Annotated in this window: 23 protein-coding genes; 18 read left to right on the top strand and 5 right to left on the bottom strand. The window is 68.8% G+C overall.

All coding sequences use genetic code 11. The features are described 5' to 3' along the window. Window positions 1-181 precede the first annotated feature (181 nt). The 12 genes from APT59_RS16815 to APT59_RS22470 are packed head-to-tail and all read left to right on the top strand — an operon-like array spanning window position 182 to window position 11,448. Entirely contained in the window at window positions 182-1,852 is a 1,671-nt protein-coding gene (locus tag APT59_RS16815; RefSeq protein WP_059315904.1) for a hypothetical protein, read from the top strand. Beyond that, entirely contained in the window at window positions 1,852-2,619 is a 768-nt protein-coding gene (locus tag APT59_RS16810) for a hypothetical protein (RefSeq protein ID WP_059315903.1), read from the top strand. The genes APT59_RS16815 and APT59_RS16810 overlap by 1 nt, the downstream gene beginning before the upstream one ends. Further along, window positions 2,616-4,628, top strand: a complete 2,013-nt coding sequence (gene gspD, locus APT59_RS16805) for a type II secretion system secretin GspD (protein ID WP_059315902.1) — start codon at window positions 2,616-2,618, stop codon at window positions 4,626-4,628. The genes APT59_RS16810 and gspD overlap by 4 nt, the downstream gene beginning before the upstream one ends. Continuing rightward, a complete protein-coding gene (locus APT59_RS16800) occupies window positions 4,628-6,085 on the top strand; it encodes a GspE/PulE family protein (protein WP_059315901.1) in 1,458 nt (485 codons plus the stop codon). Before gspD ends, APT59_RS16800 begins: the two co-directional genes overlap by 1 nt. A 24-nt stretch (window positions 6,086-6,109) precedes the next feature. Next, complete coding sequence (gspF, locus tag APT59_RS16795; RefSeq protein ID WP_059315900.1) at window positions 6,110-7,315, top strand: type II secretion system inner membrane protein GspF; 1,206 nt, start codon at window positions 6,110-6,112, stop codon at window positions 7,313-7,315. Between the two features lie 23 nt (window positions 7,316-7,338). Continuing rightward, window positions 7,339-7,779 (top strand): type II secretion system major pseudopilin GspG, encoded by a 441-nt coding sequence (gspG, locus tag APT59_RS16790; RefSeq protein ID WP_059315899.1) that lies wholly within the window; start codon window positions 7,339-7,341, stop codon window positions 7,777-7,779. A 6-nt stretch (window positions 7,780-7,785) separates the two neighbouring features. Beyond that, window positions 7,786-8,244 carry a GspH/FimT family pseudopilin gene (locus tag APT59_RS16785; RefSeq protein ID WP_059315898.1) on the top strand — a complete coding sequence of 153 codons (459 nt, stop codon included), beginning with the start codon at window positions 7,786-7,788 and terminating at the stop codon, window positions 8,242-8,244. After that, window positions 8,241-8,585: a type II secretion system protein gene (locus tag APT59_RS16780; RefSeq protein WP_059315897.1), complete on the top strand. Its 345-nt coding sequence runs from the start codon at window positions 8,241-8,243 to the stop codon at window positions 8,583-8,585. The genes APT59_RS16785 and APT59_RS16780 overlap by 4 nt, the downstream gene beginning before the upstream one ends. Then, the gene (locus APT59_RS16775; protein ID WP_059315896.1) at window positions 8,582-9,169 is read left to right on the top strand and encodes a prepilin-type N-terminal cleavage/methylation domain-containing protein; all 588 of its coding nucleotides are present in this window, start codon (window positions 8,582-8,584) and stop codon (window positions 9,167-9,169) included. The genes APT59_RS16780 and APT59_RS16775 overlap by 4 nt, the downstream gene beginning before the upstream one ends. A 4-nt stretch (window positions 9,170-9,173) precedes the next feature. Next, window positions 9,174-10,340: a type II secretion system protein GspL gene (locus APT59_RS16770; RefSeq protein WP_059315895.1), complete on the top strand. Its 1,167-nt coding sequence runs from the start codon at window positions 9,174-9,176 to the stop codon at window positions 10,338-10,340. Next, entirely contained in the window at window positions 10,337-10,759 is a 423-nt protein-coding gene (locus APT59_RS16765; RefSeq protein WP_059315894.1) for a hypothetical protein, read from the top strand. Before APT59_RS16770 ends, APT59_RS16765 begins: the two co-directional genes overlap by 4 nt. Further along, entirely contained in the window at window positions 10,756-11,448 is a 693-nt protein-coding gene (locus tag APT59_RS22470) for a hypothetical protein (protein WP_059315893.1), read from the top strand. Before APT59_RS16765 ends, APT59_RS22470 begins: the two co-directional genes overlap by 4 nt. 14 nt (window positions 11,449-11,462) lie before the next feature. Here APT59_RS22470 and APT59_RS16755 read toward each other — a convergent pair whose 3' ends face one another. The 3 genes from APT59_RS16755 to APT59_RS16745 form a co-directional block, all read right to left on the bottom strand. Continuing rightward, window positions 11,463-12,023, bottom strand: coding sequence for an RBBP9/YdeN family alpha/beta hydrolase (locus tag APT59_RS16755; RefSeq protein ID WP_059315892.1), 561 nt, complete (start codon window positions 12,021-12,023; stop codon window positions 11,463-11,465). 304 nt (window positions 12,024-12,327) lie between these two features. Further along, window positions 12,328-12,948, bottom strand: a complete 621-nt coding sequence (locus tag APT59_RS16750; protein WP_059315891.1) for an NAD(P)H-dependent oxidoreductase — start codon at window positions 12,946-12,948, stop codon at window positions 12,328-12,330. Continuing rightward, complete coding sequence (locus tag APT59_RS16745; RefSeq protein WP_059315890.1) at window positions 12,935-14,329, bottom strand: class II fumarate hydratase; 1,395 nt, start codon at window positions 14,327-14,329, stop codon at window positions 12,935-12,937. Before APT59_RS16745 ends, APT59_RS16750 begins: the two co-directional genes overlap by 14 nt. 173 nt (window positions 14,330-14,502) lie before the next feature. Between APT59_RS16745 and APT59_RS16740 the strand changes: the two genes are divergently transcribed. The 5 genes from APT59_RS16740 to arfB all read left to right on the top strand — a co-directional run bounded on the left by APT59_RS16740 (window position 14,503) and on the right by arfB (window position 17,578). After that, window positions 14,503-15,039 carry a DUF2059 domain-containing protein gene (locus tag APT59_RS16740; protein WP_059315889.1) on the top strand — a complete coding sequence of 179 codons (537 nt, stop codon included), beginning with the start codon at window positions 14,503-14,505 and terminating at the stop codon, window positions 15,037-15,039. 100 nt (window positions 15,040-15,139) lie between these two features. Further along, on the top strand, window positions 15,140-15,451 hold the full coding sequence (locus tag APT59_RS16735) for a BolA family protein (RefSeq protein WP_059315888.1): 312 nt from the start codon (window positions 15,140-15,142) through the stop codon (window positions 15,449-15,451). 123 nt (window positions 15,452-15,574) lie between these two features. Beyond that, window positions 15,575-16,528 (top strand): rhodanese-related sulfurtransferase, encoded by a 954-nt coding sequence (locus APT59_RS16730; RefSeq protein ID WP_059315887.1) that lies wholly within the window; start codon window positions 15,575-15,577, stop codon window positions 16,526-16,528. Window position 16,529: 1 nt separating this feature from the next. Next, the gene (locus tag APT59_RS16725) at window positions 16,530-17,165 is read left to right on the top strand and encodes a DsbA family protein (protein ID WP_059315886.1); all 636 of its coding nucleotides are present in this window, start codon (window positions 16,530-16,532) and stop codon (window positions 17,163-17,165) included. Window positions 17,166-17,167: 2 nt separating this feature from the next. After that, the gene (gene arfB, locus APT59_RS16720; protein ID WP_059316930.1) at window positions 17,168-17,578 is read left to right on the top strand and encodes an alternative ribosome rescue aminoacyl-tRNA hydrolase ArfB; all 411 of its coding nucleotides are present in this window, start codon (window positions 17,168-17,170) and stop codon (window positions 17,576-17,578) included. Between the two features lie 18 nt (window positions 17,579-17,596). Here arfB and APT59_RS16715 read toward each other — a convergent pair whose 3' ends face one another. Together APT59_RS16715 and APT59_RS16710 are read right to left on the bottom strand one after the other, a co-directional pair. Continuing rightward, on the bottom strand, window positions 17,597-18,445 hold the full coding sequence (locus APT59_RS16715; protein ID WP_059315885.1) for a universal stress protein: 849 nt from the start codon (window positions 18,443-18,445) through the stop codon (window positions 17,597-17,599). A gap of 60 nt (window positions 18,446-18,505) precedes the next feature. After that, on the bottom strand, window positions 18,506-19,966 hold the full coding sequence (locus APT59_RS16710; RefSeq protein ID WP_059315884.1) for a SulP family inorganic anion transporter: 1,461 nt from the start codon (window positions 19,964-19,966) through the stop codon (window positions 18,506-18,508). Between the two features lie 359 nt (window positions 19,967-20,325). On the opposite strand from APT59_RS16710, the gene APT59_RS16705 reads away from it, so the two are divergent. After that, window positions 20,326-20,577 (top strand): hypothetical protein, encoded by a 252-nt coding sequence (locus APT59_RS16705; protein ID WP_059315883.1) that lies wholly within the window; start codon window positions 20,326-20,328, stop codon window positions 20,575-20,577. Window position 20,578 lies beyond the last annotated feature (1 nt).

Genomic DNA, 20,578 nt, shown 5'->3' with positions numbered 1-20,578 from the left:
GTTGATCACGGGAGCCGGCGACTTTAGGAAGCCTCTGTGATGGTCTGGTGACCGAAAAGTTACAGGTCGTTATTTACCGCTCGTCGACATGTAACATTTTGTAACCAGCTGTTTTGTCATGAATTTGTAGCTTTTCACCGCCTAGGATGCCGCCCTCTCTAGCGCGCAAGGCGGACATCGGATGGGCAACTGGGCACGACGCCAGGTCTTGGGTTGGCTCGCGGCGGGCGCCACGGCGCCGCTGCTGGGCGGCTGTGCCCAGGGCTTTTCCAGCCGCCCGGTGGATGCCGATCTGCAACTGCTCTATGTCGCCGATACCCTGGATGCCCGCGAGCCCGGCTGGCCGGTGGTGCCCCGGGTCCGCCTGGGACCGGCTGGCCGCATCGGTGCCGCGCCCTGGCGCACCGGTGCCGATGCGGCGCGTCTTGCGCCTGGGCTCGCGCCCCTGCTCGATGCCAGTCGTGGCGACGGCCAGCGCTACGGTGGCTATGCCGCCCTGGCCGCCCAGTTGGCCCACCTGCGTGCTCGCCAGGGCGCGACCCGCAGCCTGACCCTGGAGAACGGCCAGTGCTGGAACGGCAGCGGCCTGACGCAATTGACCCGCGGCGAGGCTGGAGTCGATGGCAGCCAGTTGCTGGGCAGCGAGGCCCGGGTCAGCAGTGACGAGCGTCTGCTCTGGCCCAAGCGCAGCGCCGCCCTCTATCGCCGCTACGGTCGTCCGGTACTGGGCGCCACCCTCACCGAGGAACAGCGCAGCGACCTGGGCGTCGCTCCTTTCACCCTGGTCGAGCGCGACGGCGTGCGTATCGCCCTGGTCGGGGTGACCGATCCCTATGCCAGCGACCAGCAGGCGCCCCTGGCCGACTGGTATGCCCGGCTGCGCCCGGTGCTGGCCGAGGCACGGGACAAGGCCGATCTGCTGGTGGTGCTGGCCGATGTCGGCACTGGACCTGGGCTGTGGCTGGCCGAGCGCCTGAAGGAGGCGGACCTTCTGCTGTGCGCCCGCGGCCAGGATCTCTGGCCTGAGCTGATTCCGGTGATGCGTGGCAGTGGTCGCCCCTTGCCGGTCTGCCTGCCCGGTACCCGGGGCATCGGTATCTTCGAGATCCGCTGCCGGGGCGGTCGCGATGGCTGGCGCCTGGACGCCGTCTTCCATCCGGTGCAGGCCGAGCGCGTGCTCGACCGCACCCTGCTGGAAAACTACCAACGGCAGCTGGCGGTGGCCCGGGCGCCCCACGCGGGCTGGCTCGACCAGCGCCTGGCGCGCGCGCCGATGGATCTCTGGCGCCGCGACCTGCTCGGCGGCAGCTGGGACGCCCTGATCGCTGCGGCCCTGGGGGGCAGCGAGGCGCAGCCGGTGCTGCTGCCTGGCCTGAGATACGACCTGCCGCTGCGGCGGGGCGACTGGATCACCCGTGAACACCTGATCGCCCTCTGTGGTGGCCATGACGCCACGGTGCTGGAGTTGCCTATTACGGCCGATGGCCTGCGCACGCTCCTGGAAGAGGCTGCCGACAACCGCTTCGGCGAGCCTCTGCTACTGGACAACAGCCAGGACCTGCCGCGGTTGGTAGGTGCTCCGTGGAGCTGTCGCTATGGCGCCCCCCGTGGCCAGCGTATCCCGCTTCTGCAGGTGCCCCTGGGCGCCGCCTTCACCTGTCGCACCTTTGCCCTGGGGCCTGACCTGGGCACTGGCGAGGCGCTCTGGCAACGCCTGGAAGCCTATCTACGCGCCCGGCCCGCCGACTGGGGCCTGGCGCCGTTGCCGGTGCCCCGACTGGAGTTCGTCGAAGGCCATCCGGGCTGGCATCCGCTGGCCGCCTTGCGCCGGCGGCAGGAGCGGCTGGCCTGATGGCGCGGCTGCTCATCCATCCCCTGGCATTGCGGCTGCTGACCCTGCTCTGGCTGGGCATCGCCGCCTGGCTGGCGGCGCGGGTGGTCTGCGATCTGCGCCTGTTGTGGCTGCCGACGCCCGCGCCCAGCGTCCAAAGCGAGCCGTCATCCGCCACGGATCTGCTGGCCAGCCACTGGCGCACCGCCAGCCAGGCGGCGCCCAGCACCCTGCCGATCCAGTGGGTCGGGGCGATCAAGGCGGTGCCCATCGACGGCTCGGTGGTGGTCCTGCGCCATGGCGATCGCCAGCGGTCCCTGGTCCTGGGCGACAGCCTTGCGCCTGGCCTGGTGCTGACCGCCATCGACGCCCAGGGCCTGGTCTTCAGCCGCGCCGGCCGCGAAGAGCGGCTGCCCTGGCCCGCGCCGCGTGAGCTGGTGGGCCTCGCAGCCAGCGGTACGGCCAAGCCGACCACTGTCAAGGCGCCGCCCACGCTGGTGGCGGAGGAGGGCGACCTGGCCAGCCTGCTTCGCCGCATTCGTGCCACCCCGGTCCGCGAGCATGGCGAGTTGACCGGCTACCGCCTGCAACCTGGCGCCGAACCGGCCTTCTTCAGCGGCCTCGGACTTGAGCCCGGGGACGTGCTGCGCCGGGTGGATGCCGTCCCCGTGGCCGATACCCGGGCGCTGCTGCAACGCCTGCCGCACTGGCGCGCCACCGGCGCCCTGACCCTGGAACTGGAACGTCAGGGTCACGCCCTGGCCCTACCCGTGAGACTGTCCCTGTGAAGAAACGCAGCTATTGCGGCCTGCTCCTCGCCTTCTGGCTGCTCGGTGCCCAGGCCGAACAACGCTTCGAGGTCAATTTCGAGAACACCGAGATCGATCTGTTCATCGAGAGCGTGGGACGCATCACCGGCACCAACTTCGTCATCGACCCGCGGGTGCGTGGCACCCTGACGGTGCGCAGCGCCCAGCCCCTGGCCGCCGACGACGTCTATGCCCTGGCCCTGGCCCAGTTGCGCGCCAATGGCTATGCCGCGGTGGAGCTGGACGATGGCAGCGTGAAGATCCTGCCGGACCAGGCGGCCCGGACCGAGCCGCTGCCGGTGGAGGTGGACGACGGCGCCCCGGCCAAGCCCGGTGCCGGGGATACCGTGGCCACCCGGGTATTCGCCGTGCGCGGTGGCAATCTCGACCAGTTGCTGGGCATCGTCCGCCCGCTGATGGACGCCCGGGTCGGGGTGGCCACGCCCTATCCCGCCAGCAACCTGCTGGTAGTGACCGACTGGCGCAGCAACCTCAGCCGCATTGGCCAGCTGCTGGCGCGGCTGGATCGCGGTCGCGACGAACCGGTGGAAATGATCGTTCTGCGCCATGCCCAGGCGCGCGACACCGCGCCCCTGGTGGAGCGCCTGCTGGCCAGCCGCGGCCAGGCCGGCGGCGGGGTCCAGGTGCTGGCCGACGCCCGCAGCAATGCCCTCATGGTGCGCGGCGACGAAGCCGTCCGCCGCCAGGTACGCCGCCTGGTCGCCGAGCTGGACGTCTCCCGCGATGCCGCCAGCGACACCGAGGTGGTCTATCTGCACCACGCCAAGGCCGGCGAGGTGGTCAAGGTGCTGCGCGGGCTCAGCGGCGAGGTCACCCAGGACGCGCGGGTGGAGATTCCCGTGACGGCACCGCCCATGGTTAATACCACCCCTGTAGAAGGTGGTGGGGAGGGGGAGGCTCCTCCTGCCAAGGGCGGTGGTGGGACGTTGGCGCCCGGCGCGCCTGGCATTCGCCTGGAAGCGGACATGGGTACCAACTCCATCGTGCTGATCGGCCCGCCGCGAGAGCTGGCCGCCTACAAGCGCATCATCAGCCAGTTGGACATCCGCCGTGCCCAAGTGGTGGTGGAGGCGATCATCGCCGAGATCACCGACACCAAGGCCAACCAGCTCGGCGTCCAGTGGCTGTTCCTCGATCGCAACGGCAACCTGCCGGCGGGCGGTGTCAACTTCACCAACGGCACGCCCATCAACGGTATCGCCGCCGCCGCGGCCAACCAGGACACCAGTGCCCTGGGCAGTCTGCTCTCGGGCATGCAGGGCATCTCCGCCGGGGTCGGGCGCATCGGTGGCAGCGGGCTGAACTTCGTCACCCTGTTGCAGGCCATGCGCAGCGAGAGCGGCTTCAACCTGCTGTCGACACCGACCTTGCTGACCCTGGACAACGCCGAGGCCTCCATCATGGTCGGCCAGGAAGTGCCCTTCGTCACCGGCTCGGTCACCAGCAACAACGCCAATCCCTACCAGACCATCGAGCGCCGCGAAGTGGGGGTGAAGCTGCGGCTCAAGCCGCAGATCAACGAGGGCGACACGGTGCGCATGGAGATCGTCCAGGAGGTCTCGTCGCTGGCCGACAACGTGCGTGCCAGCGACGTGGTCACCAACAAGCGCGAGATCAAGACCACGGTGATGGTGGAGGACAATGGCCTCATCGTCCTCGGCGGCCTGATCAGCAACGAGGGCAACGACAGCGACCAGCGCGTACCGCTGCTGGGCGACGTGCCGGTGCTGGGCAATCTCTTCAAGTCGCGTACCCGCTCCAGCACCAAGCAGAATCTGGTGGTGTTCATCCGCCCGCGCATCCTCCGGGATCCGGCGCTGGTGCAGCAGATCAGCGAGGACAAGTACCGCGGCATGCGTGCCGCCGCCCCAGCCGCGGCCTTGCCGGCCACGCCGCCGGGTACGCGCGGCGCGCCCACCCTGCAGAGTCTCTATCCCTCGGCGCGGGCGCGCCTGGACGGCCTCTGATGACGCCGACGCTGCCCTATCGCCTGGCCCGCCAGGCCGGCATCGCCCTGGCCACCGTGCCCGACGGCTATCGGCTGCTGTGCCGCCTGGATGCGGACCTGGCGTTGCTGCAGGAGGTGCAGCGTCGCCACGGTCCCCCGCAAGGCTGCGAATGGCTCCCGCGCGAGGTCTTCGAGCAGCGTCTGGGGCCGCTCTATGAAGCCGGGCAGGCCAGCACCGAGGCGCTGGTGGAAGGCCTCGGCGAGACCGTCGACCTGGCTGGGCTGATGGAGGAATTGCCCCGGGTCGAGGACCTGCTTGACAGCGCCGGCGAGGCGCCGGTGATCCGGCTGATCAACGCCCTGTTCGCCGAGGCGCTGCGCCTGGACGCCTCCGACCTGCACGTGGAGACCTTCGAGCAGGCGCTGGTGGTACGGGTGCGAGTGGATGGGGTGCTGCGCGAGCTGCTGCGCCCACCGCGGGCGCTGTCGGCCATGCTGGTGTCGCGGATCAAGGTCATGGCGCGGCTGGACATCGCCGAGAAGCGCCAGCCCCAGGACGGCCGCATCACCCTGAGAGCTAGCGGGCGCGATGTCGACATCCGCGTCTCGACCCTGCCCGGCGTCCATGGCGAGCGGGTGGTCATGCGCATCCTCGACAAGCAGGCCAGCCTGCTGGAGCTCTCGCGCCTCGGCCTGCCGCCGGCCATCGATGCCGGCCTGCGCGGCGCCCTGGCCCAGCCCAACGGCATCCTGCTGGTCACCGGCCCCACCGGGTCGGGCAAGACCACCACCCTCTATGCCAGCCTCGGGCTGCTCAACGAGGGCAGCCGCAGCATCCTCACCGTGGAAGATCCGGTGGAATACGCCTTGCCGGGCATCGGCCAGACCCCGGTCAATCCGCGCGCCGGCCTGACCTTCGCCAGTGGGCTGAGGGCCATCCTGCGCCAGGATCCGGACGTCATCATGATCGGCGAGATCCGCGACGTGGAGACCGCCAGCATCGCCGTGCAGGCCAGTCTCACCGGCCACCTGGTGCTCTCCACCCTGCATACCAACAGCGCCCTGGGGGCCATCACCCGGCTGCGTGATATGGGCGTGGAGCCCTTCCTGCTGGCGTCGAGCCTCAAGGGCGTGCTGGCCCAACGGCTGGTACGACGGCTGTGCAGCTGCGCGGCCTGGCGTCCGGTGCGGGCGGCCGAGCAAACGCTGCTGCCAGGGCTGGCCGGGCTCGAACGGCTGCGCGAGCCTCAGGGTTGCCCAAGCTGCAATGGCAGTGGCTATCGCGGTCGCCTGGGTCTCTACGAATTCGTCGCCCTGGACGCCGAACTGGCCGAGCTCATCTATCGCGGCGCCGGGGAGGGCGAGATGGCCCGGCTGCTGGAGGGCCGCCGCGCCAGCCTGGCCGAGAACGCCCTGGAGCGTCTGGCGGCGGGCGAGACCAGCCTGGCGGAGGTGCTGCGTGCGGTGCACCAGTAGTACCAGCGGCGGAGCGTTGCGCTGATGCCGGCCTACCGCTACCTGGCGCTGGACGGCGAGGGGCGTCGCCAGCGCGATGTCATCCAGGCCGAGAGCGAACGCCATGCCCGCCAGTTGCTGCGCGAGCGCGGCCTCTTTCCCCGCACCTTGCAGGCGGCGGGTCCGGCGCGGGGCGCGCGCAGCCGCGCCGGACGGCTGGATGCCAACAGCCGCACCGACTTCACCCGCCAGCTGGCGACCCTGGTGGGCGCCGCCATTCCCCTGGCCGACGCCCTGCAGATGCTGGAGCGCCAGAGTCGCCAGGCCGCGCTCAAGGCGCTGCTGCTGGATCTGCTGGGCCAGGTGCGCGAGGGCTATACCCTGGCCGACAGCCTGGGGCGCCATCCGGGCACCTTCGACCCGCTGTACCTGACCCTGGTGGCCGCTGGCGAACGGGCCGGACGCCTGGGCCCGGTGCTGGAACGCCTGGCCGACTATCTCGAACGGGTGCAGCGCCAGCGCCACAAGGCGCGCACCGCGCTCATCTATCCGCTGGCGTTGGCCCTGGTGTCGGTCGCCGTGGTGGCGGGGCTGATGACCTTCGTGGTGCCCAAGCTCACCGAGCAGTTCATCCACAGCGGCCTGCAACTGCCCTGGATCACCCGCGCCCTGGTGGCCGTCAGTGACGGCCTGCTGGTCTTCGGGCCCTGGTTGCTGGGCCTGCTATTGCTGGCCGGCTTAGGTCTGCAGCGCCTGTTGCGCCAGGTTGAGTGGCGGCGACGCTGGCATCGCCAGCTGCTGCGCCTGCCGCGCCTGGGCGAGTTGCTGCGTACCCTCGACAGCGCCCGCCTGACCCGCAGCCTGGCGATCCTGGTCGGCAGCGGCATCCCGGTGCTCGAAGGTCTGCAGGTCAGCCGCGCCACCCTGGGCAATCAGGTCCTGCGCGATGCCCTGGAGGCGGCCATCGAACAGGTCACCTCCGGTACCGGCCTCGGCCGGGCGCTGGACCGCAGCGGCGTCTTTCCCCCCTTGCTGGTGAACATGGTTGCCAGCGGCGAGGCCAGCGGCACCCTCGACGCCATGCTCGAGCGGGTCGCCGATGCCCAGGAGCGGGATTTCAACCAACAGGTGGACCTGGCCCTGGCGCTGTTCGAGCCGGTACTGATCCTCGTGCTCGGCGGGGTGGTACTGGCCATCGTGCTCGCCATCCTGCTGCCCATCATGCAGCTCAACCAGGCGCTCAACCTCTGATGCGCCCCAAGGAGACTTTCGCGATGCGTTCCCATGCCGTAGCCGCCCGCCAGGCCGGTTTCACCCTCATCGAGATCATGGTGGTGATCTTCATCATCGGCCTGCTGGTGGCCATCGTCGCGCCCAATGTGCTGGACAACCAGGACAAGGCCATGCAGCAGAAGGCCCGCGCCGATCTCGCCAGCCTGGAGCAGGCGCTGGACATGTACCGCCTGGACAACCTGCGCTATCCCACTTCCGAGCAGGGCCTCGCCGCCCTGGTGAGCAAGCCGACCCAGGCCCCCGAGCCGCGCAACTATCGCGCCGACGGCTATATCCGCCGCCTGCCGGAGGACCCCTGGGGCGCCGCCTACCGCTATCGCATTCCGGGCGAACACGGCCGGGTGGACCTCTATACCCTCGGCGCCGACGGCCGCGAAGGCGGCGAGGGCAGCGACGCCGACATCGGCAACTGGACGCTCTGAACCCCCATGTCGGCGCGCCAGGACGGCTTTACCCTGCTGGAGCTGATGGTCGTGCTGCTGATCGTCGGCCTGCTGACCGCGGTGGGCGTGGCGCGCCTCGGCGGTGGCAGTCCGGCCGGACAGTGGCGGCTGGAAAGCCTGGCGAGCGACTTCCAGCTGGCTCGGGACAGCGCCCGCCGCAGCGGACGCATTCTCGGCTGGCAGGCCGACGCCGCCGGCTTTCGCTATCTGCAGCTGGTGGGTGACGCTCGTGGCCCACGCTGGCAGCCCCTGGCCAGCGCCGATCTGCCTGACGGGCACTGGCCGGCGGGACTGCACCTGGCCGAACCGGCCAGCGCTCAGCCGCGCCTGATCTGGTGGCCGAACGGCGATACCCGTGCTCAGCGCCTCGCCTTCGCCGAAGAGGAACGGCAGTGGCTGCTGGTGGTGGACGCGCACGGCCGCGCCTCGGTGGAACGACCATGAGGCAGACCGGCTTCACCCTGCTGGAGGTGCTGGTGGCCCTGGCTATCGTCGCCTTCATGGCCGTGGGCGTCAGCCAGGTGATCGGTCAGCGGCTGGACATCGCCGGCGTCGCCCAATCCCGCGAACTGGCCCAGCTCTGCGCCCGCGAGCTCAATGCCCGCTGGCAGGTGGAAGGCCTGGCCGCAGGGCAGGGCGAATTGAGCCAGGGCGGCGACCGCTGCTACTGGCGTCTTGAAGCCGCCGGCGGAGCCCTGGGCGCGCAGCGGCTCTCGCTCTATGCCGATGCCGCCCTTAGTCGCGCGCTGGGCGACTGGCCGCTCTATGCCGGAGCCCGCCCATGAGCCGCCAGCAGGGCATGACCCTGATCGAGGTGCTCCTGGCCATGGCGCTCACGGCGCTGCTCGCCGTGCTGCTCGGTAGCCTGGTCAATCTCTGGCTCGATGCGCGTGGCCGGCTGGCCGCCCGGGAGTCGACCAACGCGCGGGTGCTGGACATCTGCGGCCTGCTGGATCGGCGCCTGGCCGGACTGGTCTGGCGACCGCTGCAGGAACAGCGCCGGCCGCTGCACAACGCCGTGCTGGACTGGCACCCCGCCGAGAACCGACTGGACTGGGTCGCCCTGGATGCCTTGCCGGTGGGCGCGGACCAGGGGGCCGGGCGCTTGCGCCGCCAGCGTCTGGAGTGGAACGCCAGCACCGACCGCTTGCGGCTGAGCCGTAGCGCCGAGCTGGACGCGGTGGATGCTCCCGCTTGGCAGCAGGTCCTCGATCAGCCAGGCGTCGAGCGCCTGAATTTGGAATTCCATGGCGGCGGGCGCTGGCTCGCCTATCCGCCGCTGGCCGAACCCGCCAACGGGGTGCGGCTGACCTTCACCCTCCAGGGCGCCGGCTATGTCTGCACCTTCGCCCTGCCTCAGACCGGTTGACGCCATGCACGCCTCTCCACTGTTCGGGCGCCTCCTGCCCCTGATCCGCCGCGACTTCAGCCCGGCTCGTACCGGCGACCGCCTGCTGCTGCGCACGCGTCATCCCGGCCCGCCCGGCCCGGATAATCCGGTAATGACCGCGCATCTGCAGGATGACCAGCTCCAGGCCATGGCTGTGCTGCCGGCGGCGGCCCAGCCGGTCACCCTGCTGCTGCACGGCGAAGAGTGCAGCCTGTTCGATGTGGCCGCGCCCAAGGGACTGCGCCCGCACGAGTGGGGGCTGCTGCTGGAAGATCAGTTGCTGGAGGATGCCAGCGGCCAGCATTTGGTCTGCCTGGGTCGCGCGCCCGGACGGCTGCGCCTGCTGGCCCTGGACCGGGCGCTGCTGGACGCCTGGCGCGAACACTGCGCCGCCGTTGGCTGGTCAGTGGCCGCCTGCTGGGTCGACTTCCAGTTCCTGCCCGAGCCATCGGCCGGGGGTGGGATCGGCCTGCGTCTGGGCGACAGCCTGAGATTCAAGACTCGCACCGATGACCGCGAGGTCTGGCTGACCTGGCCAGCCGCGCTCGAAGGCAATCTGCCGCCGGCCCTGGCGGCCCTGATCGACGCGGGACCCGCGGCGTCCGCTGAGCGGCTCTGGCCCGATGCGGTCGCCGGCTCGGCGCCCCAGGACCTCTGGCCGCGACAGGGCCAGCGCCGTCGCCGGCCGTCCCTGGGGCTGCCCCGACCCCTGCTGCTGGGCATGGCCGCGGCGGCCGGGCTGGCGCTGCTGCATCTGGGCGTGCAACAGGTCCAGCACGGGCGCCTGGCGCGGCTCGACCGGGACGTTGTCGCCCAGCGCCTGGGCCTGGCCAGTGACCGCCTCGATGGCGGTCGCGCCGAGCGCGAACTCCAACTGGCCAGCCGGGCCCAGCGGCAGCTGGAAGGGCAGTGGCGCCTCTGGCAGCGCCTCAGCGGTCCGCTGGGCGCTGCGCTCGGCGCCCAGCCCGGCTGGCGGCTGGTGGAATGGGCGCTGGACGAGCAGGGCATCCGCGTGGTGCTGGACGGTCCCGCCAGCCTGGACAAGGCCCTGCGCACCCGGCTCGGCCAGGAATTCGATACCCTGCAGTGGCAGCGTCAGGCCGGGCGCCTGACCCTGCGCCTGGCTAGCCCCGTGGAGAAGCGACCATGAGCACCATCCTTCAGCACTGGCAGCGCCTGCCAGCCGAGCGCCAGCGGCTGGCCCTTGGCGGGCTGGTCATCCTGGTGCTGGCCGCCATCCTGCTGTTGCGCGCCACCCCGGGTAGCCGCCCAGCCACCACCGATTGGGTGCGCCTCGCCGAAGAGGCCCGGGCGCTGCCCGTCGCCCAGCCGCTGCAGGAGGCGGACTGGCGCGGGGCGGTCGACGGCGTGACCTTCAGCGTCCTGACCCTGGCCGAGCCGGTCTGGCAGGTGCGTGGCGAGGCGGTCGACGTGGGCGCCGTGGAACGGTTGCAGGCCTGGGCGCGGGCGCGGGGTTGGCTACCCCGGACCCTGAGAATTCGCAGCCAGTCGACGGGCGTGGCCTTCGAACTGGAAGTCCTGGCGGTACTGGTGGAGCGTGCGCCATGACTCGCTGGCTCGTGCGCCTGGCGTTCACCCTGTTCGCCTGCCTGATCTTCGTCCTGGGCTGCCTGCTCTACTGGCCGGCCGCGGACTGGCTGCCGCGCCTGCTGCCGCCCCAGGTCACGCCGGTCGGCTTGCAGGGCTCCCTGCTCGGCGGCGGCATGCAGCGCCTCGCCTGGCCGGGTGGTGGTGCCGGGCCCTGGCAGTGGCACCTGCGCTGGCCGGGCAAGCTGCAGGTCACGGTAGGCGAGCCCGAGGGCGCGCCCTGGGGAATGAACCTGAGTGGCTGGCCCTGGCAGTGGCAGGCCGATCTCGCCGGCGGCGATCTGCGCTGGCTGCAGGCCCCGGGCAGCGCCCTGCTGGCCGGCCGGCTGACGGGCGAGGTACGGCTGGCAGGCAGCTGGCGCCGGTGCCAGGCCGCCAGTGGCAGCTGGCAAGGCGATGCCTTGCAGGTCCTGGTGCCCCGCCGCCTGGCCCTGGGTGAGGCCCGGTTGCAGGTGGATTGCCAGACGGCGCCCTGGCTGCAGGGCGTCTTCGAACGCGGGGCCCAGCATCAGCTGGAGATCCGCCTGAGCCTGGCCAACTGGCGGGGGCAGGTGCAGGGTACGGCGCAGCCCGGCAGCGAGATCGCCCCGGTGCTGCAGAGCATCGGCTGGCTCAAGGCCGGCCAGACCCAGGTCATGGGACGTTTCTGACCTCCGAGCGCCGTTCAGGCGACCCGGAGGCCCTGGGCGGCCCCCAACTTGGCCAGGTGCAGCAAACCTTCTTCCCACTGCCGATGCCCGGAGCGGGTATTGATATGGCCCGCGCCCGGCAGGATGTCCAGGTCGCTGCCCCAGTCACGTGCCAGGGCTTCGGCCCGGGTGAGGCTGATGGCGTGGTCGTTGTCCGAGGTCACCATCCGTGTCGGGAAGGGCAGTGGTTGGCGCGGTAGCGGCGCGAACCCCACCAGTTCCACCGGGCAACCGGGTCGCTCCACATCGGCCGGAGCGACCAGCAAGGCGGCGAGTACCCGCTGCCGTCGGGCCACCGGGGCGCTGGCGGCCCAGCGCGCGACGGTCACGCAGCCCAGGCTATGGGCGATCACCACCACCGGGGTGCTGGCTTGCCCTATGGCCCGGTCGAGCGCCGCTACCCACCGCTGCGGGTCGGGGCGCTGCCAGTTCTCCTGCTCGACGCGGCGGGCGTCAGGCAGCAGGCGCTGCCAGTGGGTCTGCCAATGGTCGGGACCTGAGCCCTGCCAGCCGGGCAGGATGAGATAGCGGGTCATGGCGGATCTCCGCGGACAAAAGGGGAGAGCCGATAGTGACGGCGGATGTTCTGGAGGAGAAAGAATAAAAGGCGCTTTGGTTATGCCGATGGATTCAGGGGCGGGGTGTGATCGCGGCCATGGGCCGCTCCTACCGGTAGCACCGCGTAGGAGGGGCTGTATCGATGGACCGCCATGGCCGCGAAAAACCGTAGGTTGGGCTGAGACGGCTCTACCGTCGACGCCCAACACTGCCGGTATCAAGGCCTCCGCTGCGTTGGGCTTCGCTGGCGCTCAACCCAACCTACCAAGGCCCTTGGGTGGACTACTCGTTTCGCCCCAGCCGTTCCACTTCCTGCAGCCAGCGCAGCCGCTGCTCCTCGTCGGCCGCCCGCACCGGCGAATACTCGTGCACCTGCAGCACCTGGATGCCGCAGGCTTCGAGGCCTTCCTGGATGACCTGGCGATGGGGCGCCTGGTTGCGCAGGCGCTGCCAGGGGGAGGGCGGGGTATCGGAGGTGACCAGCAGTTCGGCGCTGCGCCCGGTCAGCAGGGGTTCGCCGCCCCAGGTCTGGTCGCGCTGGGCGAAGGCGAAGCCCGGCTGCAGCACCCGTTCGAGAAAGCCCGCCAATACCGCTGGTAGGCCGTTCCACCACACCGGGTAGATGAACACCAGGTGCTCGGCCCAATGGATCTGCCGCTGAGCTTCCAGCAGGTCCGGCTCCAGGGTCTGGGAGAGGTCATAGCCCTCGCGCAGCACAGGGTCGAACTGGGCGTCGGCCAGCTTGAGCTGACGCACCACCTGACCGCTGGCCTGGGCGCCCTGGACATAGGCGTCGGCCAGCGACTGGCAGAAGCTGGTGCTCTTGGGATTGCCCTGGATGACCAGCAGGCGCCGGCCATCCCCTTCCAGCGGCGTGGCGCCGCGAGCCTCAGCCACGGCCACCGGCTTCCAGCATGGTCTCCGGGCGTACCCACTGATCGAACTGCTCATCGGTCAGGTAGCCAAGCTCCAGCGCGGCAGCACGCAGGGTCTTGTTCTCGGCATAGGCCTTCTTGGCGATCTCGGCGGCCTTGTCGTAGCCGATGTGCGGATTGAGCGCCGTCACCAGCATCAACCCCTGCTCCAGGTGCTCGGCCATCTTGTGTTCATCCGGCTCCATGCCGGTGACGCAATGGGTGTTGAAGTTGCGGCTGCCATCGGCCAGCAGGCGGATGGATTCCAGGACGTTATGGGCGATCACCGGCTTGTAGACATTGAGCTGCAGATGACCCTGGCTGGCAGCGAAACCGACGGTGACGTCGTTGCCGATCACCTGGCAGGCCAGCATCGACAGCGCCTCGCACTGGGTCGGATTGACCTTGCCCGGCATGATGGAACTGCCCGGCTCGTTGGCCGGCAGCCTGACCTCGGCGAAGCCCGCGCGCGGACCGGAGCCCAGCAGGCGCAGGTCGTTGGCGATCTTCATCAGCGCTACGGCCAGGGTCTTGAGACCACCGTGCAGGGCTACCAGCGGTTCATGGCCGGCGAGGGCGGCGAACTTGTTCGGTGCGGTGACGAAGGGGAGGCCGGTGAGTTCGGCGATTTCCTTGGCGATGGCTTCGTCGAAGCCCTTGGGCGCATTCAGGCCGGTGCCGACCGCGGTACCCCCCTGGGCCAATTCCATGACCGCCGGCAGGGCGTTGCGGATGGCGCGCTCGGCCAGGTCCAGCTGGGCGACGAAGGCCGACAGTTCCTGGCCGAAGGTTACCGGGGTGGCATCCATCATGTGGGTGCGACCGGTCTTGACCAGGTTCTGGTAGCGTGCCGACTGCAGCGCCAATCCGCCGGACAGCTCGGCGATGGCAGGCAGCAGGTCGTTCTGCACCGCCAGGGCAGTGGCGATGTGCATGGCGGTGGGGAAGCAGTCGTTGGAGCTCTGGCCGCGGTTGACGTGGTCGTTGGGATGAACCGGCTGCTTGCCGCCCATGCCATTGCCGGCCAGCTCGTTGCTGCGGCCGGCGATGACCTCGTTGACGTTCATGTTGCTCTGGGTGCCGCTGCCGGTCTGCCAGACCACCAGGGGAAACTGGTCGTCATGGAAGCCATCGAGGATCTCGCTGCTGGCCTTTTCGATGAGGGTGGCGACATCTTCCGGCAATTCGCCAAGGCGCAGATTGACCCGTGCGGCGGCCTTCTTCACCGTTGCCAGGGCATGCACCACCGCCAGCGGCATCTGCTGGTTGCCGATGGCGAAGTTCTCCAGCGACCTTTGGGTCTGGGCGCCCCAGTAGACGTCGTCGGCCACTTCGATGGGGCCGATGCTATCGGTTTCGGTACGGCTCATGGCGGTCTCCGCTTAGGAATGGGTGGGTCGAGCTAGATTGGGCAGCAGCTTAGCGCCAGGGTTCCCAAATGGGAAGTATTCTCAATTGTGCAGGGTGTCTTGGGCAGTTCAGCTGGCATTCAGCCCATCTCTGCCAGACTTCTCGTCCATTTTTCGCATCCCCAAGGACGCCCATGAAAAAGACTCTCCGTACGCTCGGTGCCCTCGTCCTGCTGTCCAGCGCGAGTGGTCTGGCCCTGGCCGACGCCAAAAGCCACGCAGCCGACGCAGAGCGCTTTCTCAAGCTGGCCAACGCCGACAAGCTGACCACGCCGGTCTATGCCCAGGTACAGCAGCTCTTCGCCCAGCATTTCGAGCAGGCCAAGGCGCCGGCCAAGAAGGCCGTGCTGGAAAGCTATACCGCCCGTGCCAATCAGGCGCTGGACAGCACCATCGGCTGGGAAAAGATCAAGCCCGAGATGGTCAAGCTGTACACCGACAACTTCACCGAAGACGAGCTGGAAGGCCTGATCAAGTTCTACCAGTCGGATCTGGGCAAGAAGATGATCGCCACGCTGCCGCGCCTGTCGGCCCAGTCCGCGCAGATGACCCAGGCCAAGCTGGAGCAGGCGGTGCCCAAGGTCAATGGCATCCTCGCCGAGATGGACAAGGAGCTGGGCGTCAAACCTCCGGCCGGGGCCGGCAACGCCACCCCGCCCGCCAAGCGCTGATTCAGCCTTGCCGCAAAGCCCGGACCCGTTCCGGGCTTTGTCGTTTCCGGGCGGTGCCCAGGCTCGCTAGAATGACGGTTCTCACAGTCGAGGTATCCCCATGAGCATGCGCGAACGTATCCAGTCCAGCCTGGGCCTGTTGCAACCCGAGTACCTGGAGGTGCAGGACGAAAGCCACATGCACAGTCGCGGCCAGGAGACCCACTACAAGGCGGTGGTGGTCAGCGAACACTTCGCCGGCCTCAACTCGGTGAAGCGCCATCAGAAGGTCTACGGCACCCTGGGCGAGCTCATGGGCCAGTTCCATGCGCTGGCGCTGCACACCTATACCCCGGAGGAGTGGGCGGCCCGGGGTCAGGCGCCGGATTCGCCCACCTGCCGTGGCGGCAGCAAGCACGACCTGGTGGGTTGAGTTCAGGGCGCCATTGTTCGGTGCCCTGCTAATTGGTTAAAATTTGACCGGCGCCGGCATCCTTGCCGGCGTTTTCGTCTAACCGGTCCGCCCTTTGCGAGGGCGACCCCTGGGAACCCGAAGATGACCGACAAGATTGTCGTGGCGGCCTTATACAAGTTCGTCACCCTGGACGACTACGTCCAATTGCGTGAACCCCTGCTGCAGACCCTGCTGGTGAACGACGTCAAGGGCACCCTGTTGCTGGCCGAGGAAGGCATCAACGGCACCGTCTCCGGCAGCCGTGAAGGCATCGACGCCGTGCTCGCCTGGCTGCGCGCCGATGCGCGTCTGGTCGACATCGACCACAAGGAATCCTACTGCGCCGAGCAGCCCTTCTATCGCACCAAGGTCAAACTGAAAAAGGAGATCGTCACCCTGGGCGTGCCTGGCGTCGATCCCAACCAGCGCGTGGGCACCTATGTCGAACCCCTGGACTGGAACGCCCTGGTCGACGACCCCGAGGTACTGGTGATCGATACCCGCAACGACTACGAGGTGGACATCGGCAGCTTCAGGGGCGCCATCGACCCCAAGACCAAGAGTTTCCGCGATTTCCCGGCCTATATCCGCGAGCACTTCGATCCGGCCCGGCACAAGAAGGTCGCCATGTTCTGCACCGGTGGCATCCGCTGCGAGAAGGCCTCCAGCTTCATGCTGCAGGAGGGCTTTCCCGAGGTCTTCCACCTCAAGGGCGGTATCCTCAAGTACCTCGAAGAAGTCCCGGCGGCCGAGTCGCGTTGGGAGGGCGAGTGCTTCGTCTTCGACAACCGCGTGACCGTGACCCACGAGCTGGTCGAAGGGGTCTACGACCAGTGCCACGCCTGTCGCCATCCGGTTTCGCCCGAGGACATGCAGTCGCCGCACTACAGCCCCGGCATCAGTTGCCCGCACTGCTGGGATTCGCTCTCGGAAAAGACCCGTGCCGGTGCCCGCGAGCGGCAAAAGCAGATCGAACTGGCCCGCCTGCGTAACGAACCCCATCCCATCGGCCGCGATCCGCGGTTGAACGCCACGCCCAGCTTAGAGGAGGTCTAGGATGCCCGGTCGCCTGCTCTATGTGATGGACCCCATGTGTTCCTGGTGCTGGGGCTTCGCCCCGGTGGTGGAGCGCCTGGCCGAGCGGGCGGCCGCCCAGGGCATCTCCCTGCGCCTGGTGGTCGGCGGTCTGCGTCGCGAGCGGGCGGCCCAGGACACCGCCAGCCGGGTGCGCACCCTGGCCTACTGGCAGGCGGTACAGGAGACCACCGGCCAGCCCTTCGCCGTGGACCAGGGGCCGCCGGAAGGCCTGGTGTACGACACCGAGCCGGCCTGCCGCGCCCTGGTCGCCGCTCGCCAGCTCGACGAAGAGGCGGTCTGGCCACTGGCCAAGCGTATCCAGCGGGCCTTCTATGTCGAAGCCCGCGACGTCACCCAGCCGGCGCTGCTGGTAGAACTGGCCGAAGCCTGTGGCCTGCCGCGCATCGAATTCGCGCCGCTGTTCGACGGCGAGCCGGCGCACCAGGCGACCCAGGCCGACTTCGACTGGGCCTTGAATCTGGGTATCGCCGGCTTTCCCACGCTGCTGGCCGAGCGTGACGGCCAGCTGGCGCTGGTCACCAACGGCTACCAGCCGCTGGCCGAACTGGAACCGCTGCTGGACGCCTGGCTCAGCCGCGGCGCGCACCTGGCGTGAGTCTGGTCATCGACGAGCGTCTGACGCTGCCCGAGCAGGAAATCCAGCTCACCGCGGTTCGTGCCCAGGGTGCGGGTGGGCAGAACGTCAACAAGGTTTCCAGCGCCGTCCACCTGAGATTCGACATCCAGGCCTCGTCGCTGCCGGAAACGCTCAAGGAGCGGCTGCTGGCGCTGCGCGACGGGCGCATCAGCCGCGACGGCGTGGTGGTGATCAAGGCACAGCAATATCGCACCCAGGAACAGAACCGGGCCGACGCCCTGGAACGCCTGGCCGCGCTGATCGCTGCGGCCAACGTTCCGGAAAAGCCACGTCGCCCGACGAAGCCCACCTACGGTTCCAAGCAGCGCCGCCTGGAGGGCAAGTCCCGCCGCAGCGGCGTCAAGGCCAATCGCGGGCGGGTGGATTTCTAGGGTGTGGTCGATCCGGCTTTAACGCACCACGATCAGCGCGCTGCCAGCAGTCTCCAGCATGTTGCGGGTGTTGCTGCCCATGAAGAAGTGGCGCAGGCGGGAGTGGCCGAAGGCGCCCATCACCACCAGCTCCAGGCCGTGCCGCTTGCGATAGCGCTCCAGGCCCAGTTCCACGTCGCCATCGGTGATGGCGGTGATGACCTGGCGGCCCTGGGCCTGGAGTTCGTCGGCGGCGCGGGTGAGGGCGGCGCGGCGCTCTTCGCGGTCGCGGCCGACGGTTACCAGGTGGCAGACGAGGCCATCGAACAGGCTGCAGTTGGCCACCCAGGTCACTGCCTTGCGGGCGCTGCTGCTGTCGTCATAGGCCAGCAGCACGCCGCTGGGTTTGACGAACAGGTGGCCGGCTACCAGCAGGGGGCGATGCAGGAGGCGGATGGCACTTTCCAGATGGCGGCCGATCAGTCGCTTGGGTGGACTGTCCTCGCCCTGGCGACCCAGCACGATGAGGTCGAAGTCCTCCTGCAGACTCTCCAGCGAAGTCATCAGATCGCCATGCTGCAATACGGCGCCAGCGCAACGCGCTCGCTGCTCTTCCACCCGCAGCTGGGCGGCGTCGAGCAATAGCCGGCCTTGATCTTCCGCCAGATCGCCGCGCCGGACGTCGAGGGCCGCAAGGTCGGTGAGCAGTTGCTCGCGATTGCCCAGCAGGGGCGCCGGGACGCCGTTGCCGGGGCGGGGAAAGCGGCGCTGATCCAGGACGTGGAGCAGGGTGATCGGGACGTCCAGGGCGATCCCGGCCCAGGCGGCGAAGTCGCAGACGGCGGCGCTCACGGCGGAGCCGTCGAGGCAGGCGAGGATCTTGGACATGGCCGCGGGTCTCCGAAAGCAGGACATTGCTGGGAGAGACCCGAAGGCGCCGTCAGGGGTTCAATCGCCGAGGGCGAGGTCGTCCGTCACGCCGCCACGACGCAGCAGCTGCTTGCAACGGGCGGACAGGTGCAATACGCGCACCCGCTTGCCGGCCTTGGCATAGCGCTCGTGCAGGGTACGCAGTGCCGCCACGGCGGAGTAGTCGACGAAGCTCAGGTGGCTGCAGTCCACCACCACCTTGGGCGGATCGCCGGCCGGATCGAACTGGTTGAGAAAGGTGGCGGTGGAAGCGAAGAACAGGGTCCCGTGCACCTGGTACTTCCTGCTGCCATCGGCTTCCAGATGGCTGTCGGCATAGAGGCGTCGGGCGTGCTGCCAGGCGAAGTTGAGCGCGGCCAGGACGATGCCGCAGAGCACCGCGGTGGCGAGGTCGGCGAACACCGTGATCACGGTGACGGCGATGATCATCAGGGTGTCGCTGCGCGGTACCCGGTGCAGCACGCGCAGCGAGGCCCAGGCAAAGGTCTGCTGGGCGACCACGAACATGGTGCCGACCAGCGCCGCCAGCGGAATGCGCTCGATCAGCGGCGACAGGAACAGCACGAAGAGCAGCATCAGGATCCCCGCGACCAGACCCGACAGCCGGCCGCGGCCGCCCGAACTCAGGTTGATCATGGTCTGGCCGATCATGGCGCAGCCGCCCATGCCGCCGAACAGGCCGGATGCCATATTGGCCGCGCCGAGCGCTACGCACTCACGATTGGGCCGGCCGCGGCTCTCGGTGATCTCGTCGGTGAGATTCAGCGTCAGCAGGGTTTCCAGGAGACCGACCAGGGCCATCAGCACCGCATAGGGCAGGATGATCTGCAGCGTTTCGAGCGTCCAGGGGATGTCGGGCAGGGCCAGCTGCGGCAACCCGCCGGCGATGTGGGCCATGTCGCCCAGGGTGCGGGTCGGCAGGTCGAGGAAATACACCGCCAGCCCCACGCCAAGGATGGCCGCCAGCGCTGGCGGCACGGCACGGGTCAGGCGGGGCAGGAGCCAGATGATGGCCATGGTCGCCAGGGTCAGGCCGATCATCAGATACAGCGGGGCGCCGCTGAGCCAGGTGTCGCCCTGCTTGAAGTGTTCCAGCTGGGCCAGGGCGATGACGATGGCCAGGCCGTTGACGAAGCCCAGCATGACCGGGTGCGGCACCATGCGGATCAGCTTGCCCAGGCGCAGCAGGCCGAAGGCGATCATCAGCAGGCCGCCCAGCACCACCGTGGCCAGCAGGTACTGCACGCCGTGCTGGACCACCAGGGCGACGATCACCACCGCCATGGAGCCGGCCGCGCCGGAGATCATGCCGGGCCGTCCACCGAAGAGCGCCGTGAAGGTACAGATGAAGAAGGCGCCATAGAGCCCCATCAGCGGATTGAGATGGGCGACCAGGGCGAACGCGATGCACTCGGGCACCAGCGCGAAGGACGTGGTGAGACCGGCCAGGATGTCGGCGCGGGGAGAAACACTTTTCATGGCGTATCCAGAACAGGCGACGGCACGAGGGGTACGGTCGCGGAGAAACCACAGGGCGGAACGGAAAGGTCACGCGCCGCAGGCGCGGCTACCAGGCAGGATGGTAGCGCGCTCGACTATGGCGGCGTCGGCAGGCGATTGGACATGGCAAAGGGTCCGTAGGTATCGCGAGGAAAGTTAGCGAGCTTAGCATGACTTGCCGATACTGCCGAATCAGCGAGATCGGTGACCGTTTCGTTGGCAGCAAATCGCCATCAGTCGGCTTGTTCAAGCTATTGAATTATAAGTATATTTTTCCGGTAATCTCTGTTCGATCTAGGGCTTGAAGACGCGTTGCGCGACGGGATGCGCAGCCAACCTTGCAGCGGTGGCCGTGCCACCTTCTTGCCGGGGCTGCCTCGGCATTCCTGGCGCGCCCCGCTCATCCAGAGTGGCGCCACGCCAGTGATCTTGCCGGCATCCCTGAGACCGGCGCCGGACGCGACACCTGCCTGGTCAAGAGCAGGCTGTTCCATACCGCCAACGACTGCTCCATCGAGCGGGAAGACGTGGTGCGGCGCCAGGGGCCTTTCCTCCTGATGCTCGACGACCTCAAGCAGCGCTATCCGTAAC

Source organism: Pseudomonas oryzihabitans (assembly GCF_001518815.1).
Lineage (GTDB): Bacteria > Pseudomonadota > Gammaproteobacteria > Pseudomonadales > Pseudomonadaceae > Chryseomonas > Chryseomonas oryzihabitans_E.
This window is presented reverse-complemented; position numbering and strand designations above follow the sequence as displayed.